Origin of the sequence: Pseudomonas entomophila (genome assembly GCF_029478665.1) — a bacterium.
Taxonomy (GTDB): domain Bacteria; phylum Pseudomonadota; class Gammaproteobacteria; order Pseudomonadales; family Pseudomonadaceae; genus Aquipseudomonas; species Aquipseudomonas entomophila_F.
Genome location: NZ_JARPQB010000027.1, coordinates 20384 through 36949 on the forward strand (window position 1 = coordinate 20384; position 16566 = coordinate 36949).

The following is a 16566-nucleotide window of genomic DNA, read 5'->3' on the forward strand; positions in this document are numbered from 1 at the left end:
TGAAATTGACGCACAGGCAAAACAGAAACTTAGCCTCGCCGATTGCGATCAATACTTTTGGATTAATGCTTTCTTACATTTGCAGTCGGCCATGGCTTGACGATTCTGTGATGGCAAAGGGGTGTCACTTTTCAAGCCCCGCGACCGGCGCCATACGAGCGCAAGGAGACATGCCATGCTGCTGCAACTGATCCTTCTTCACTGCAAGCACTTCCTCCAGCGCAAGGATGGCGCCTCCGGTATCGAGTACGCGGTGATCGCCGCCATGGTCGCGGTGGTGCTGGCGGGCTTCGTCACGCCCATCGGCACCGAAGTCAGCGCCATCATGACCAGCATCAAGACCGCCATCACCCAGTGATCGCAGGCCAGGACGTCTGACCGACAGCCCGGGAGCCGAGCATGCCGACCTCTGCATTGCGTGAGCAGATTCTCTTGGTGGACGACGACGAGCACGCCCTGCTGGAACTGGCCGAGTTGTTGGAAAACGAAGGCTTCGCCTGCCACACCGCCAGCTCCGTGAAGGCCGCCCTGCAACAACTCACCCGCCACCCGGACGTGGCACTGGTCATCACCGACCTGCGTATGCCCGAGGAGAGCGGCATTGGTCTGATCCAGCGCCTGCGCGACCACACCGCCCGCCAGCACCTGCCGGTGATCGTGATGTCCGGGCATGCCGACATGAACGACGTCAGCGACCTGCTGCGCCTGCAAGTGCTCGACCTGTTCCGTAAGCCCATCTACCATGCACGCTTGCTGGAAACCCTGGAGAACCTGTTCCCCAAGCCGCTGTTGCAAGCGGTGAACTAGCAAGGTGTTCAGGATTTACCCATGCCCCTGTAGGAGCGGCCTTGCGCCGCGAAAGGGCCGCAAAGCGGCCCCGGCGGTTCTGCCCAAGGCCGAAATCCTGGGGCTGCTACGCAACCCTTTCGCGGCACAAGGCCGCTCCTACAGGGATCGCGGACCAGTGCGGCCCCCTCATAGCTGGAAACTGAAACTCAGCGTAAACCTGGGCCGCCGATCGAGACTGTCCAGGGCGATATCCGCCAGCGGCTTGGCAAGCTCCACGGCGATGTTGAAATCGCGCCTATCCCCCAAGCGCAGCCCCAGCGCGGCGGACGCCAGTTTCGCCTCGCGCACGTCCACTTCGTTGAACCAGGTCCTGGCGGCATCAACCACGACGTAGGGCTGCACCACCTTCAACCATTCGCCACCGCGCCGGAAGCTGTAGTTGACCTCGTAGGCCACTCCCCAACCCTTGTCGCCGCTCGCCTGATCACGGGGGTAACCCCGACCGAAGCCCTGGCCACCGAACAGCACCCGCTCGCTATCAGGCAGGTTGTCGCCGCTCCAGTACAAGGCGGCTGACGCCACGCCCTGCCAGTGCTCGGTGAAATCGTCGCTCTGCAGGCCGGACAACCGCAGGCGCAAGAAGTCCAGGTCATAACCGGCATTGCTGCGCGCCCCAAGGTAGTCCATGCCCTGGTATACCCCCGCACCGAGAATCCGCAGGCGCCCGCCCTCGACCTTGCGCCAGTCGCCTTCGAAGGACAACGCTCGAACATCGGTGGCGGTGTGCGCCTGCTGCGCCGCGCCCTGATAGTCGACCCGGTCCTTGACCACGTAGAAGCGCCCCACCACCTCCAGCCACTCGTCGGGCGCAGCGATCAGCGGCTGGCCGAGACCGATCGCATAACGGTCGCTGTCACGCTGCTGATGCAGGTCGGTGCCATCGTCCAGCCGCACGCGCGTGCGTGGCTCGCTGCGGTAGCGCGAAGCCGAGAGTTGCAACTGCAACCCTTGGTCATCGATGAACTGGCTGTAGTCGAGGCGGGCGTAATGCGCGTCGTCACCGCCGGGCGGCACCAGCACACTGGCGCGCACCAGCTCGGCATGGCGGGTCTGGGCGTTGCTGGCGACACTGACCAAGGCCTGCGGGTCAGCGCGGCTGCCATCGTTCACGATGACGTTGCCGCCAAAGCGCCTGCGCGATATCTGGACGACCAGCCGGGCGGCGCCATCATCGGCGGCAGCGGCTTCGACCCTGGCCTGCAAGGTCGCACCCGGTATACGCCCCATCAGGCTGACATAGCGGTCGAGGGTCTGCCGGGTCAGCGGGCGTTCAGCCTTGAGGCGTTCCAGCAGCCTGACCAGGTAGGCGCGCGCCGGGCCGATCTCACCCTCGATCCGATAGTCGTGTACATGGCCCTCGACCAGGACCACTTGCACTCGGCCGTCGGCGAAGTCCTGTGGAGGCAGATAGGCGTAGGAAAGCAGGTAGCCGTCCTGCCGGTAGCGCCGGGTAAGGCGTTGGGTAAGTTCGCTCAGCTCCGCCAGGCTGAGCGTCTGGCCGATGATGGGCTGGTAGTGATCGCGCAATTCGCTCAACGCATAAACGGTACCGCCCTCGAAACGCACCTTGCGCACCTGCACCTGGGAGTCCATCGCCAAGGGTTGCTGGCGAAGGGTGTCGGGCGTCACCACCTGTACGAAGGGCTCCCCCGGACGGTAGGCATCGACCGGCAGGTTCGCCGTGGGCAGACGGTTTTCGGTTTCATTGCCATCGAGGTAACTGGGCAGGGGCTCGGCGCGAACGCTGGCCCCCCAGGACAACGCCAGCATCGTCAACAGCATCAGGCGCATGCGGACACTCCGTGATCCAGAAGGCCACCGCCCCGTGCAGGCATGCGGCGCACTTGAGAATCAGCGTAGGTGCAGCCCCCCGAAGGGTCAAAGCCCGCCCGTGGCGTTGAAGCCCACCCCCGCCGCAGTAAGCAATGACAGGGGCAGCAACAACGTGTCCAGCAACGCGCTAGCGGGCAGGTCCAGCCCCGGGTAGGCCGGCGCCACAGCCCCGAAACGGTCTTCGGGGCAACAGCCGCCGTTCATCACGTACAGGTCCAGCCGCGTGCCGGCGTACACCACCGGTGCCCCGGGTTTGTTGGCGTCCAGGGTACGCACGGTGGCGCAGCCCCCCACTTGCATCAGCACCAGCAAGCCCAGTAACGCCCGCCTCAATCGTCGACCCCGTGGTGGTGCTCGCCCCAGCGCGGCAGCATGTCCTGGGGAATGTTCAGCAGGTTGAGAATGCGCGCAACGACGAAGTCGACCAGGTCGTCGATGGTCTGCGGCTGGTGGTAGAAGCCCGGTGCCGCCGGCAGGATCACCGCGCCCATCTGCGACAGCTTGAGCATGTTCTCCAGGTGGATGGTCGAAAATGGCGCCTCGCGCGGTACCAGGATCAACTGCCGACGCTCCTTCAACGTCACGTCTGCGGCGCGCTCGATCAGGTTGTTGCAGGCACCGCTGGCGATGGCCGACAACGTGCCGGTGGAGCATGGCACCACCACCATCGCCGCCGGCGCGCCGGAGCCCGAGGCCACGGGTGACATCCAGTCCTCCTTGCCATACACGCGGATCTGCCCGTCGGCGGCCCCGGTATATTCGGTGAGGAAGGCTTGCATCGCCTGGGGCTTGGCCGGCAGCACCACGTCGGTCTCGGTGGCCATCACCAGTTGCGCGGCCTTGGAGACGAGGAAGTGCACCTCGCGGTCCTCACGCACCAGGCAATCGAGCAGGCGCAGGCCGTACTGCGCCCCCGACGCCCCGGTCATGGCCAGGGTGATGCGCTCCGGCCCGCTCACTTTAGGGCCTCGGCCAGCTTGCCGTGCAGGCCGCCGAAGCCGCCGTTGCTCATGATCACCACGTGGGTGCCCGGGCGGGCCTGGCCCTTGACCCGGTCGATGATCGCCTCGAGGCTGTCGGCCACCACGCTGGGGACCTTGCACTGGGCGGCGGTAGCGGCCAGGTCCCAGCCCAGGTTGGACGGCGCGTACCAGATGACCTGGTCGGCATCGTTGACGCTTTCCGGCAGGCCATCGCGGTGGGCGCCGAGCTTCATGGAATTGGAGCGTGGCTCGATCACCGCGATCACTGGCGCCTCGCCCACGCGCTTGCGCAGGCCGTCGAGGGTGGTGGCGATGGCAGTCGGGTGGTGGGCGAAGTCGTCATAGATGGTCACGCCTTGGACTTCGGCGACCTTCTCCATGCGCCGCTTGACGCTCTTGAACGCGCTCAGGCCTTCGATGCCCATGGCCGGGGCCACGCCCACGTGGCGGGCGGCGGCCAGGGTGGCCAGGGCGTTGGCAACGTTGTGCTGGCCAGTCAGGGCCCAGTCCACCACACCTTGCGCCTCGCCCTCGAACAGCACCTCGAAGCGCGAACCGTCGGGGCTGAGCAGCCGCGCCTGCCACTGGCCACCAACGCCGGTGGTCTGCACCGGGGTCCAGCAGCCCATGCCGATCACCCGCTCCAGCGCCTGCTCGGTGGTCGGGTGGATGACCAGGCCTTCGCTCGGGATGGTTCGCACGAGGTGGTGGAACTGCCGCTCGATGGACGCCAGGTCCGGGAAGATGTCCGCGTGATCGAACTCAAGGTTGTTGAGAATCGCGGTGCGTGGGTGGTAGTGCACGAACTTCGAGCGCTTGTCGAAGAAGGCGCTGTCGTATTCGTCAGCCTCGACCACGAAGAACGGCGTGCCACCCAGGCGCGCCGACACCGAGAAGTTCTGCGGCACGCCGCCGATCAGAAAGCCCGGGCTCATGCCGGCATGCTCCAGGACCCAGGCCAGCATGCTGCTGGTGGTGGTCTTGCCGTGGGTACCGGCCACTGCCAGCACCCAGCGCCCCTGCAGCACGTGGTCGGCCAGCCACTGCGGGCCGGACACATAGGGCAGGCCCTTGTTCAGCACGTGTTCCACCGCCGGGTTGCCCCGCGACATGGCGTTGCCGATCACCACCAGGTCCGGTGCCGGCTCCAGCTGGGCCGGGTCATAGCCTTGGGTGAGCTCGATGCCCTGGGCTTCGAGCTGGGTGCTCATCGGGGGGTAGACATTGGCGTCGGAGCCGGTGACGCGGTGGCCAAGTTCCTTGGCCAGCACGGCCAGCGAACCCATGAAAGTGCCGCAAATACCGAGAATGTGAATGTGCATGGTCGACCTCGCAAAACGTCGAGGCAGGGTAGCCCACGGCGAGGGAAATCGCACCCGCTGTTTCGCTCAGCCGGCCCGGGCGATGCCGTGCTTGCGCAGTTTTCGATAGAGGGTGTTGCGGCTGATGCCCAGGTGCTCGGCGACATGGGTCAGGTGCCAGCGGTTTGCCTCCAGTACCGCAAGCAATGCATCGCGCTCGGCGTGTAGGAGCGGCCTTGTGCCGCGAATGGGCTGCAAAGCAGCCCCGACTGGATCAGCAGCGCTGGTGGAATCCTGGGGCCGCGCTGCGGCCCTTTCGCGGCGCAAGGCCGCTCCTACAGAGGGCACGCCATTTTGGACGATTGCGGGGAGATCCAAAAAATCGATATGCGGGCCTTCGCACAACGCGACCAAGGTCCGCAGCACATTGCGCATCTGCCGCACGTTACCCGGCCAGGTGAAGTCCAGCAGCGCCTGGCGGGCGATGGGCTCGAGGCCGATCGCCTGGCCCTCGGCCTCCTGCGCCAGCAGGAAGTCGAGCAACTGCCCCTTGTCGCTGCGCTCACGCAGCGCCGGCAACGCCACCTCCAGGCCATTGAGGCGGTAATAGAGGTCCTCACGGAAACCGCCCTGCTCCACCCGCTCCAGCAGGTCACGGTGGGTGGCACTGATGATCCGCACATCCACCGCCTGTGGCTCGCCGCCGATCGGTACCACCTGGCGCTCTTCAAGCACCCGCAGCAGGCGGGTCTGCAAGGCCAGCGGCATGTCGCCGATCTCATCGAGCAACAGGGTGCCGCCGTCGGCCTGCAGCAGCTTGCCGCGCATGCCCTCCTTGCGCGCACCCGTGAAACTGCCACCTCGATAACCAAACAGCTCGCTCTCGATCAGGCTTTCCGGAATCGAGGCGCAGTTGATCGCCACGAACGGCTTGTGCCGACGGGCACTTGCCTGGTGCACAGCCTGGGCGAAGGCCTCCTTGCCGCACCCGGTCTCGCCGCGCAGCAGCAGGGGTACGTCGCGCTCGAAGACGCGCACGGCACGGCGAAAATCGTTCTGCAGGGCCGGGTCGAGCAGGCAGATGCCGGGCTCGCTGGCCTGGGCCGACGCCACCGGCACCGACCAGGCCGGCGTGCGCGCCTGGCCACGCAGGCTGGCGAACACCTGCCGGCCATCACGGGTATGCAGCGGCCAGACGGTGCTGCCTTGCGGCGTGGCGCGGCTGAACAGCTCGTCATGACGGCAGGCAAAGAAGGTTTCCACCGATTTGCCCAGCACGCCGCCACGGATGCTGCCCAACAGGTTCAGCGCGCTCTGGTTGGCCGCGCAGATCTGTCCGTCGCCATCGAACGCAAGCAGGCCTTCGCTGAACAGCCCGACCGACTCGGCCTGCAGGTGGAAGCGCAGCAACCATTGCTGTTCGAAGTGGCGCAGGAAATAGCAGCTCTCGATCATCTTCGCCGAGAGGTTGACCAGGGCCATGGTGTGGAACTGGCTCTGCCGTGACACGTCCGGCCGCGCCGACGAGACGTCGAGCACCGCCAGCAATTCACCGTGGGGGTCGAACACCGGGCTGGCCGAACAGGTCAGGCCCGTGTGCCGGCCGCGAAAGTGTTCGTCCTGGTGGATGGTCAGGGCCTGGCGCTCGACCAGGCAGGTGCCGATGCCGTTGGTGCCCTCGCGGGCCTCGCTCCAGTCGGCGCCCAGCCACAGCCCGGCGCGCTCGAAGATGCGCCGCTCGCTGGGCGTGGTGACGCAGTTGAGGATGACGCCACGGGCGTCGGTGAGCAGCACGGCATGGCCGGCGCCGGACAGTTGCTGGTGCAGGCTGTTCATCTCGTTGTCGGCGATCTGCAGCACCTGCTGCAGGCGCTCGCGGCTCTCCAGCAGGCGGCCGTGTTCAAGCACGACGGGCGCCTGGGCGCGTGCGGGGTCGAGGTGGTAATCCTCCAGGCAGCGCAGCCAGGAACGGGCGATGGACGGGTCGCTGCCCGGCCCGCTGGCCTGCCCGCGGGCAATGGTGAGCACCTGCTGGGCATGGCGGCTGAACGAGTTGCTCTGCATGTGTTGTTGTTCTCCGCAGATCGGTCGTCCCGCCAGCATCCTCCAGGCGCGAACGCATTGCAATGCCGCGCTGACCACCAGGTCATGAGCGCCCCGGAAACGGCACAAAGTGTCACCCGCCCCGTGCCAGGCCTGGCACAAGGCATCGCCATCCAGCCCCGAACACTGACCCAAGTCACTGATTTGCAAAGGCTCCACGGCACTGGCCCAACCTTTGCTCTACGCTTGGTAACTCCGCAAACAATCACAACGACCAGGAGACACACCATGCGTTACGCACATCCCGGTACCGAGGGCGCGAAGGTTTCCTTCAAGAGCCGCTACGGCAACTACATCGGTGGTGAGTTCGTTCCTCCGGTAAAGGGTGAGTACTTCACCAACACCTCACCGGTGAACGGCCAGCCGATCGCCGAGTTCCCCCGCTCCACCGCCGAAGACATCGACAAGGCCCTCGACGCCGCCCATGCCGCCGCCGACGCCTGGGGCCGCACCTCGGTGCAGGACCGCTCCAACGTCTTGCTGCGCATCGCCGACCGCATCGAGCAGCACCTCGAAGTGCTGGCCATCACCGAAACCTGGGACAACGGCAAGCCGATCCGCGAAACCCTCAACGCCGACATCCCCCTGGCGGTCGATCACTTCCGCTACTTCGCCGGCTGCATCCGCGCCCAGGAAGGTGGCGCCGCCGAGATCAACGAAAACACCGTGGCCTACCACATCCATGAACCGCTGGGCGTGGTCGGCCAGATCATCCCGTGGAACTTCCCGCTGCTGATGGCCGCCTGGAAGCTCGCCCCAGCCCTGGCCGCCGGCAACTGCGTGGTGCTCAAGCCCGCCGAGCAGACCCCGCTGGGCATCACCGTGCTGCTGGAACTGATCGGCGACCTGCTGCCCAAGGGCGTGCTCAACGTGGTGCAAGGCTTCGGCCGCGAGGCCGGCGAGGCCCTGGCCACCAGCAAGCGCATCGCCAAGATCGCGTTCACCGGCTCCACCCCGGTCGGCTCGCACATCATGAAATGCGCCGCCGAGAACATCATCCCATCCACCGTCGAACTGGGCGGCAAGTCGCCCAACGTGTACTTCGAGGACATCATGCAGGCCGAGCCTGCGTTCATCGACAAGGCCGCCGAAGGCATGGTGCTGGCGTTCTTCAACCAAGGCGAGGTGTGCACCTGCCCGTCGCGGGCGCTGGTACAGGAGTCGATCTACCCGCAGTTCATGGAAGTGGTGATGAAGAAGGTGCTGCAGATCAAGCGCGGCGACCCGCTGGACACCGACACCATGGTCGGTGCCCAGGCCTCGCAGCAGCAGTTCGAGAAGATCCAGTCGTACCTCAAGATTGCCCAGGAAGAAGGCGCCGAGCTGCTGACCGGCGGCAAGGTGGAAAAACTGGAAGGCTCGTTGGCCAGCGGCTATTACATCCAGCCGACCCTGCTCAAGGGCAACAACCGCATGCGCGTGTTCCAGGAAGAAATCTTCGGCCCGGTGGTCAGCGTCACCACCTTCAAGGACGAAGCCGAGGCCCTGGCCATCGCCAACGACACCGAGTTCGGCCTCGGCGCCGGTGTGTGGACCCGCGACATCAATCGCGCCTATCGCATGGGCCGCGGCATCAAGGCCGGCCGCGTATGGACCAACTGCTACCACCTGTACCCGGCCCATGCCGCGTTCGGTGGCTACAAGAAGTCCGGCGTTGGTCGTGAAACCCACAAGATGATGCTCGACCACTACCAGCAGACCAAGAACCTGCTGGTGAGCTACGACATCAACCCACTGGGCTTCTTCTAAACAGGCCCCAGGGGCTGCTGCGCAGCCCTTTCGCGGCACAAGGCCGCTCCTACAGAAGCAACGCGATACCGTGTAGGAGCGGCCTTGTGCCGCGAAAGGGCCGCAAAGCGGCCCCAAAGGCTCTGGCTCGCTTCCTGCAGTAAAAATCACCAAGGGCCGGCAGTCCCTCCGGCAACCTAAGAAAAACAACAGGTGAACCCTATGCCAAGCGATCACTCCGCCGGCGCGCCGGCGAGCTCTTCCGTCGACTTCGAAAAAGTCGGCTCGGACTATTTCCAGCAACGTGAACTGAAGAAAGGCGCCGCCGGCTGGGTCCTGCTGGTGGGCCTGGGCGTGGCCTACGTGATCTCCGGCGACTACGCCGGCTGGAACTTCGGCCTGGCCCAGGGCGGCTGGGGCGGCATGTTCCTCGCCACCCTGCTGATGGCCACCATGTACCTGTGCATGTGCTTCTCCCTGGCGGAGCTGTCGTCGATGATCCCCACCGCCGGCGGTGGCTACGGCTTCGCCCGCAGCGCCTTCGGCCCCTGGGGCGGCTTCCTCACCGGCACGGCGATCCTCATCGAGTACGCCATCGCCCCCGCGGCCATCGCCGTGTTCATCGGCGCCTACTGCCAGTCGCTGTTCGGCATCGGCGGCTGGATGATCTACCTGGCGTTCTACATCGTGTTCATCGGCATCCACATCTTCGGGGTGGGCGAGGCGCTGAAACTGATGTTCATCATCACCGCCATCGCCGCCATCGCCCTGGCGGTGTTCCTGATCGGCATGGTGCCCCATTTCGATGCAGCCAACCTGTTCGACATTGCCAAGACCGACGCCGTGGGTGCAAGCAGCTTCCTGCCGTTCGGCTATGTCGGCGTGTGGGCGGCGATCCCCTACGCGATCTGGTTCTTCCTCGCCGTCGAGGGCGTGCCACTGGCCGCCGAAGAAACCAAGAACCCCAAGCGCGACCTGCCCCGCGGCCTGATCGGCGCGATGCTGGTGCTGCTCGCCTTCGCCCTGCTGATCCTGGTGGTCGGCCCTGGCGGCGCCGGCGCCGACGCACTCAAGGCCTCGGGCAACCCGCTGGTCGAGGCGCTGGCCAAAGCCTACGGCGGCTCCACCTGGATGGGGGGCTTCGTCAACCTGGTCGGCCTGGCCGGCCTGATCGCCAGCTTCTTCTCGATCATCTACGCCTATTCGCGGCAGATCTTCGCCCTTTCCCGTGCCGGCTACCTGCCGCGCAAGCTGTCGGAAACCAACAAGAGCAAGGCGCCGGTGCTGGCCCTGGTGATCCCGGGGATCATCGGTTTCGCCCTGTCGCTGACCGGCCAGGGCGACCTGCTGATCCTGGTGGCGGTGTTCGGCGCCACGCTGTCCTATGTGCTGATGATGGCCGCGCACATCACCCTGCGCATCCGCCGGCCGAAAATGGAGCGCCCCTACCGCACCCCAGGTGGCATCTTCACCTCGGGCGTGGCCCTGGTGCTGGCCTGCATCGCCGTGGTCGCCGGCTTCCTGGTCGATCCGCGGGTGGTGATCGGCGCCGCCTTGATCTATGCCGTATTGATTGCCTACTTTGCTTTCTATAGCCGCCACCACCTGGTGGCCGGCACGCCCGAAGAGGAATTCGCCGCGATCCAGCAGGCCGAAGAGGCCCTGCACTGAGCGCCGACCCACGCCGCAGGCCAGCCCTGCGGCGCCCTGGAGATTCTGTATGGCACGTTTCGTTCACACGGTAGGTCAGCAGATCTACCGTTTCGACAGCCTCAAAGAGGTGATGGCCAAGGCCAGCCCGGCGCGCTCGGGCGACTACCTGGCGGGCGTCGCCGCCAGCAACGATGGCGAGCGGGTCGCGGCGCAGATGGCCCTGGCCGACATCCCGCTCACGCACTTCCTCAACGAAGCGCTGATCCCCTACGAGCAGGACGAAGTCACCCGGCTGATCATCGACACCCACGACAAGCAGGCCTTCGCCCCGGTCAGCCACCTGACCGTCGGCGGCCTGCGCGACTGGCTGCTGGGCGAGCAGGCCGACGAACACAGCCTGCGCGCCCTGGCGCCGGGCCTGACGCCGGAAATGGCGGCGGCGGTATCGAAGATCATGCGCGTGCAGGACTTGGTGCTGGTGGCGCAGAAGATCCGCGTGGTCACGAAGTTCCGCGGCACCATGGGCCTGCGCGGCCGCCTGTCGACCCGCCTGCAGCCCAACCACCCCACCGACGAACCGGCCGGCATTGCCGCCAGCATTCTCGATGGCCTGCTCTACGGCAACGGCGACGCCATGATCGGCATCAACCCGGCCACCGACAGCATCGCCTCGATCTGCGCGCTGCTGGAGATGCTCGACGCCATCATCCAGCGCTACGACATTCCCACCCAGGCCTGCGTGCTCACCCACGTCACCACCTCGATCGAGGCGATCAACCGCGGCGTGCCGCTGGACCTGGTGTTCCAGTCCATCGCCGGCACCGAGGCCGCCAACGCCAGCTTCGGCATCAACCTCAACGTGCTGCGGGAAGGCTACGAGGCCGGCCTGTCGCTCAAGCGCGGCACGGTCGGGCAGAACCTGATGTACTTCGAGACCGGCCAGGGCAGCGCCCTGTCGGCCAACGCCCACCACGGCGTCGACCAGCAAACCTGCGAAACCCGCGCCTACGCCGTGGCCCGCCACTTCAAGCCGTTCCTGGTCAACACCGTGGTCGGCTTCATTGGCCCGGAATACCTGTACAACGGCAAGCAGATCATCCGCGCCGGCCTCGAGGACCACTTCTGCGGCAAGCTGCTGGGCGTGCCGATGGGCTGCGACATCTGCTACACCAACCACGCCGAAGCCGACCAGGACGACATGGACACCCTGCTGACCCTGCTGGGCGTGGCCGGGATCAACTTCATCATGGGCATCCCCGGCTCCGACGACATCATGCTCAACTACCAGACCACTTCGTTCCACGACGCGCTCTACGCCCGCCAGACCCTGGGCCTGAAGCCCGGGCCGGAATTCGAGGCCTGGCTCGAGCGCACCGGCATCTTCACCCAGGCCGATGGCCGCGTGCGCTTCGGCGACAACCTGCCACCGGCCTTCCGCCACGCACTGACGCACCTGGCCTAGAGGTGACCATGGATCGACATACCCCCACCCCGGACAACCCCTGGCTGGCGCTGCGCAACCTCACCCCCGCGCGCATCGCCCTGGGGCGCACCGGCATCAGCCTGCCCACCGGCGCCCAGCTGGACTTCCAGTACGCCCACGCCCAGGCCCGCGACGCCGTGCACCTGCCCTTCGACCACGCCGGCCTGCGCCAGCAGCTCAGCGAGCGCGGCCGCGACAGCCTGCTGCTGCACAGCGCCGCCAGCGACCGCCACCAGTACCTGCAACGCCCCGACCTGGGCCGGCGCCTGCACGAGGACTCCGCCCAGCGCCTGCGCGAACATGCCCAGGCCAACCCGGGCGGGGTGGACCTGGCCATCGTCGTCGCCGACGGGCTCTCCGCCCTGGCCGTGCACCGCCACACGCTGCCCTTCCTGAACCGCTTCGAGGAACAGGCCGCCGCCGACGGCTGGAGCAGCGCCCCGGTGGTGCTGGTGGAGCAGGGCCGCGTGGCGGTGGCCGACGAAGTGGGCGAACTGCTGGGCGCGCGCATGACCGTGATGCTGATCGGCGAACGCCCGGGCCTGAGCTCCCCCGACAGCCTCGGGCTGTACTTCACCTACGCGCCCAAGGTCGGCCTCACCGACGCCTACCGCAACTGCATCTCCAACGTGCGCCTGGAAGGCCTGAGCTATGGCATGGCCGCCCATCGCCTGCTGTACTTGATGCGGGAAGCCTGTCGGCGCCAGCTTTCGGGGGTGAACCTCAAGGACGAAGCAGAGGTCCATAGCATCGACAGCGATAACGCAGGCACCAAAAGCGGAAATTTCCTACTCAGAGAAGGGTAAGAAACTTGTCATGGAAGGCGGATTGCGCTTCTACCCTGCATTAGGCAGCATGCGATCTGACGCAGCTGGCAATCCGCCGTACCCCCACATGGACTCAGAGGCCCGCACATGCGCATCATCAAGGCAACCCTCGAGCACCTCGACCTGCTCACTCCGCTGTTCGTGAAGTACCGTGAGTTCTATGGGCAATTGCCTTACCCGGACAGCTCGCGCAAGTTCCTGCAAAAACGCCTCATGCGCAGCGAATCGATCATCTACCTGGCCCTGCCGGATGACGCCGACGACCGTCTGCTGGGTTTTTGCCAGCTCTATCCGAGCTACTCGTCGCTATCACTCAAGCGCGTGTGGATCCTCAACGACATCTACGTGGCCGAAGACTCGCGGCGCATGCTGGTGGCCGACCACCTGATGCGCGAAGCCAAGAAGATGGCCAAGGAAACCAACGCCGTGCGCATGCGCGTGGCCACCAGCAGCGACAACGAGGTGGCGAGGAAGACCTACGAATCCATGGGCTTTCGCAAGGACACCGAGTTCGACAACTACATCCTGCCGATCAGCCAGGACTGAAACCCTGCCTCACCTCGGCCCTGTAGGAGCGGCTTCAGCCGCAATCGCCCGCCAAGACCGCGTTGCCTGCATCGCGGCTGAAGCCGCTCCTACACGGTAACCCCCCGCTACAAACTCTCCGGGCATAACCGCGACTTCGCCGTATAATCCCCTGTCTGTCATGTGTGAAAAGTTACCTTCCGCAGGTAAATCCTCCACGCCCAGAACGCTCTCCGTCATCGCGCGCCCGTAGAAGCGGGTCAAGAACACAGGTGCTGTACATGGACTTCAACCCGCTGGACCTCATCCTGCATCTCGATGCCTACCTCGACCTGCTGGTCACCAACTACGGTCCATGGATCTACGCCATCCTCTTCACCGTGATCTTCTGCGAAACCGGCCTGGTGGTGATGCCCTTCCTGCCGGGCGACTCGCTGCTGTTCATCGCCGGCGCCGTGGCCGCGGGCGGCGGCATGGACCCAGTGCTGCTGGCCGGCCTGCTGATGGCGGCAGCCATACTGGGCGACAGCACCAACTACGTGATCGGGCGCACCGCGGGCGAACGCCTGTTCCGCAACCCCAGGTCGAAGATCTTCCGCCAGGACTACCTGCAACGTACCCACGAATTCTATGCACGCCATGGCGGCAAGACCGTCACCCTGGCGCGCTTCCTGCCGATCCTGCGCACCTTCGCGCCGTTCGTCGCCGGCATCGCCCACATGCACTACCCGCGCTTCCTGGCCTTCAGCGTGGCCGGCTCGTTGCTGTGGGTCGGTGGCCTAGTCACGTTGGGCTACTTCTTCGGCAACGTGCCATTCATCAAGCAGCACCTGTCGCTGATGGTGGTCGGCATCATCGTCCTGTCGCTGGTGCCGATGATCCTCGGCCTGCTGCGCGGCCGCTTCAGCCGCGCGGCCAAGGCCCACTGACCGCGGCATGTGGTCGTTCAGCGCCTGGCGGCGGCGCCGCACCCTGGCCCGCTACCCGGTCGACGATCAGCTATGGCAGGTGATCCGCGATCGCCTGCCCCTGCTCGATGGCATCAGCGACGAGGAAGACCGCTGGCTGCGTGAGGCCTGCGTGCTGTTCCTGCACGACAAGCACCTGACCACCCTGCCCGGCGTCGAACTGGACGACGAGCAGCGCCTGTTCCTCGCCGCCCAGGCTCAATTGCCGCTGCTGCACCTGGGCGAGCTGAACTGGTACCAGGGCTTCCACGAGATCATCCTCTACCCCGACGACTTTCTCAGCCCCCAGCGCCATCGCGACGCCAGTGGCGTGGAACACGTGTGGGACGCCGAGCACAGCGGCGAAGCCTGGCAACAGGGGCCGGTGATCCTGGCCTGGCCCGGGGTACTGGCCAGCGGAGGCTGGGAAGCCTACAACCTGGTCATCCACGAACTGGCGCACAAGCTCGACATGCTCAACGGCGACGCCAATGGCCTGCCACCGCTGCACAACGGCATGCGCGTGGAAGACTGGGCCCTGGCCATGCAGCAGGCCTACGACGGCATGAACCGCCAGCTCGACCAGAACCCTGACACGCAGACCGCCATCGACCCCTACGCCGCGGAAAACCCGGCAGAGTTCTTCGCCGTCACCAGCGAGTACTTCTTCAGCGCCCCCGACCTGCTGCACCAGGCCTTTCCGGCGGTCTACCAGCAGTTGGCGCTGTTCTACCGCCAGGACCCACTGACGCGCCTGGCCCGGCTGCAGGCCGAACACCCGGATTACCGTGAGCACCACGCCTGATCGCCCCTCACATCTGGCCGGGCGTGGCACCCACTGTGGGAATGTGCCTATAATCGCCGCCACTTTTTTGATCAAACACGGGGGCATTGCCCAATGAGCTACAGCAAGATTCCAGCCGGCAAAGACCTGCCGAACGACATCTACGTCGCTATCGAGATCCCGGCCAACCACGCGCCGATCAAGTACGAAATCGACAAGGACAGCGACACCCTGTTCGTCGACCGTTTCATGGCCACCCCGATGTTCTACCCGGCCAACTACGGTTTCATCCCCAACACCCTGGCCGACGACGGTGATCCGCTGGACGTGCTGGTCGTCACCCCGTACCCAGTCGCCCCAGGCTCGGTGATCCGTGCCCGTCCGGTCGGCGTGCTGAACATGACCGACGACGGCGGCGGCGACGCCAAAGTCATCGCCGTGCCTCACGACAAGCTGAGCCAGCTGTACGTCGACGTGAAGGAATACACCGACCTGCCGGCCCTGCTGATCCAGCAGATCGAGCACTTCTTCGCGAACTACAAGGATCTCGAGAAGGGCAAGTGGGTCAAGATCGAAGGCTGGCAAGGCGCCGACGCCGCCCGTGCCGCGATCACCAAGTCGGTTGCTGCCTACAAAGGCTGAGGCTGACGGAAAAAGCCCTGCTTCGGCAGGGCTTTTTTGTGTCTGCAAGAAATACCCTACAAGGTCTTAGGCAATCTCCTGCAAATCGAGATTTACCCTACAGATCCCTTCGACATCAGGTTTATTTCCACATATTTATCAGGGCGATAGACTCGCCCCCATGAACACTTCCGGCGACCGCCTCAAAGCTCTCCTGCAGGAGTGCGACCTGACCCCTTCGGACTTTGCCGCCCAACGCAAGGTCACCCCCCAGCACGTCAATAACTGGCTCAAGCGCGGCGTGCCCCAGGCGCGAATCGAGGAAATCGCCGGGTTGTTCTGCGTGCACCCCGGCTGGCTGCGTAGCGGCGAAGGTCCAAAACACCCGGGCCCGTTCACGCCACCCTGCCCGCCCAGGCTCCGCGAGGAACCACCCGCGCCATTGCTGGCGTTGGGCACGGAGCGTGTGCCACTGCCCCTGTATCGCCCCCACGAAAGTGGCCTGGCGGCCGTGCCGGGCCTTCATCAGCCAATCCCCAGGGAAGCGCTCGACTGCGTCCGCGTGGCCATGCAACACGCGTTCTGCATCGGCATGCCGGCAAGCAACATGGCCCCCTACCTGCCACAAGGCACTTTGCTGGCCGTCGACCGCAGCTTCACCCGTGTCGTCGAGGGCGAATGCTATGCACTGCTGCACAATGGCAAGCTGCGCGTGCACCAGCTCACCCTTGGCCGCCACGGTACCCTGTGCCTACACAGCCATGACCGCCTCAACCACCCGACCGAGCGCTATACCGCGTACCAACGCCGGGCACAGCGCCTGGAGATCCTCGGCTGGGTATTCTGGTGGTCGTGCCTGCGCCCCGCCCGCCCAGGCTGAAACACTTCGCGCCATTTTTTGCTGGGCATGGGCCCCGAGCCCTAGTATG

Annotated in this window: 16 protein-coding genes; 11 read left to right on the forward strand and 5 right to left on the reverse strand. The window is 65.5% G+C overall.

What is annotated here, in order from left to right:
- The first annotated feature begins 175 nt into the window (after positions 1-175).
- Positions 176-358 carry a Flp family type IVb pilin gene (locus tag P5705_RS15250; protein ID WP_011532013.1) on the forward strand — a complete coding sequence of 61 codons (183 nt, stop codon included), beginning with the start codon at positions 176-178 and terminating at the stop codon, positions 356-358.
- Between the two features lie 41 nt (positions 359-399).
- Positions 400-807: a response regulator gene (locus P5705_RS15255; protein WP_277461666.1), complete on the forward strand. Its 408-nt coding sequence runs from the start codon at positions 400-402 to the stop codon at positions 805-807.
- Between the two features lie 168 nt (positions 808-975).
- Here P5705_RS15255 and P5705_RS15260 read toward each other — a convergent pair whose 3' ends face one another.
- From P5705_RS15260 to P5705_RS15280, 5 genes are all read right to left on the reverse strand, one after another.
- Positions 976-2640 carry a ShlB/FhaC/HecB family hemolysin secretion/activation protein gene (locus P5705_RS15260; protein WP_277461669.1) on the reverse strand — a complete coding sequence of 555 codons (1665 nt, stop codon included), beginning with the start codon at positions 2638-2640 and terminating at the stop codon, positions 976-978.
- 87 nt (positions 2641-2727) lie between these two features.
- Positions 2728-3015 (reverse strand): YceK/YidQ family lipoprotein, encoded by a 288-nt coding sequence (locus P5705_RS15265; protein ID WP_277461671.1) that lies wholly within the window; start codon positions 3013-3015, stop codon positions 2728-2730.
- The gene (ubiX, locus tag P5705_RS15270) at positions 3012-3641 is read right to left on the reverse strand and encodes a flavin prenyltransferase UbiX (RefSeq protein WP_277461673.1); all 630 of its coding nucleotides are present in this window, start codon (positions 3639-3641) and stop codon (positions 3012-3014) included. The genes P5705_RS15265 and ubiX overlap by 4 nt, the downstream gene beginning before the upstream one ends.
- The gene (mpl, locus tag P5705_RS15275; RefSeq protein WP_277461675.1) at positions 3638-4987 is read right to left on the reverse strand and encodes a UDP-N-acetylmuramate:L-alanyl-gamma-D-glutamyl-meso-diaminopimelate ligase; all 1350 of its coding nucleotides are present in this window, start codon (positions 4985-4987) and stop codon (positions 3638-3640) included. The genes ubiX and mpl overlap by 4 nt, the downstream gene beginning before the upstream one ends.
- A gap of 66 nt (positions 4988-5053) precedes the next feature.
- Entirely contained in the window at positions 5054-7030 is a 1977-nt protein-coding gene (locus tag P5705_RS15280) for a sigma-54-dependent Fis family transcriptional regulator (RefSeq protein ID WP_277461676.1), read from the reverse strand.
- Positions 7031-7297: 267 nt separating this feature from the next.
- On the opposite strand from P5705_RS15280, the gene exaC reads away from it, so the two are divergent.
- The 9 genes from exaC (at position 7298) to P5705_RS15325 (ending at position 16517) form a co-directional block, all read left to right on the forward strand.
- The gene (exaC, locus tag P5705_RS15285) at positions 7298-8818 is read left to right on the forward strand and encodes an acetaldehyde dehydrogenase ExaC (RefSeq protein ID WP_277461677.1); all 1521 of its coding nucleotides are present in this window, start codon (positions 7298-7300) and stop codon (positions 8816-8818) included.
- Between the two features lie 201 nt (positions 8819-9019).
- Complete coding sequence (gene eat, locus P5705_RS15290; protein ID WP_011532005.1) at positions 9020-10468, forward strand: ethanolamine permease; 1449 nt, start codon at positions 9020-9022, stop codon at positions 10466-10468.
- 49 nt (positions 10469-10517) lie between these two features.
- Positions 10518-11912 (forward strand): ethanolamine ammonia-lyase subunit EutB, encoded by a 1395-nt coding sequence (locus tag P5705_RS15295; protein ID WP_277461679.1) that lies wholly within the window; start codon positions 10518-10520, stop codon positions 11910-11912.
- 8 nt (positions 11913-11920) lie between these two features.
- Positions 11921-12739: an ethanolamine ammonia-lyase subunit EutC gene (gene eutC, locus P5705_RS15300; protein ID WP_277461680.1), complete on the forward strand. Its 819-nt coding sequence runs from the start codon at positions 11921-11923 to the stop codon at positions 12737-12739.
- A 108-nt stretch (positions 12740-12847) separates the two neighbouring features.
- Positions 12848-13306 (forward strand): GNAT family N-acetyltransferase, encoded by a 459-nt coding sequence (locus P5705_RS15305; protein WP_011532002.1) that lies wholly within the window; start codon positions 12848-12850, stop codon positions 13304-13306.
- A gap of 260 nt (positions 13307-13566) precedes the next feature.
- On the forward strand, positions 13567-14214 hold the full coding sequence (locus P5705_RS15310; RefSeq protein WP_011532001.1) for a DedA family protein: 648 nt from the start codon (positions 13567-13569) through the stop codon (positions 14212-14214).
- Between the two features lie 7 nt (positions 14215-14221).
- A complete protein-coding gene (locus P5705_RS15315; protein WP_277461682.1) occupies positions 14222-15037 on the forward strand; it encodes a zinc-dependent peptidase in 816 nt (271 codons plus the stop codon).
- 93 nt (positions 15038-15130) lie between these two features.
- On the forward strand, positions 15131-15658 hold the full coding sequence (gene ppa / locus P5705_RS15320; RefSeq protein ID WP_277461683.1) for an inorganic diphosphatase: 528 nt from the start codon (positions 15131-15133) through the stop codon (positions 15656-15658).
- Between the two features lie 160 nt (positions 15659-15818).
- On the forward strand, positions 15819-16517 hold the full coding sequence (locus tag P5705_RS15325; protein ID WP_277461684.1) for a LexA family transcriptional regulator: 699 nt from the start codon (positions 15819-15821) through the stop codon (positions 16515-16517).
- Positions 16518-16566: the final 49 nt, after the last annotated feature.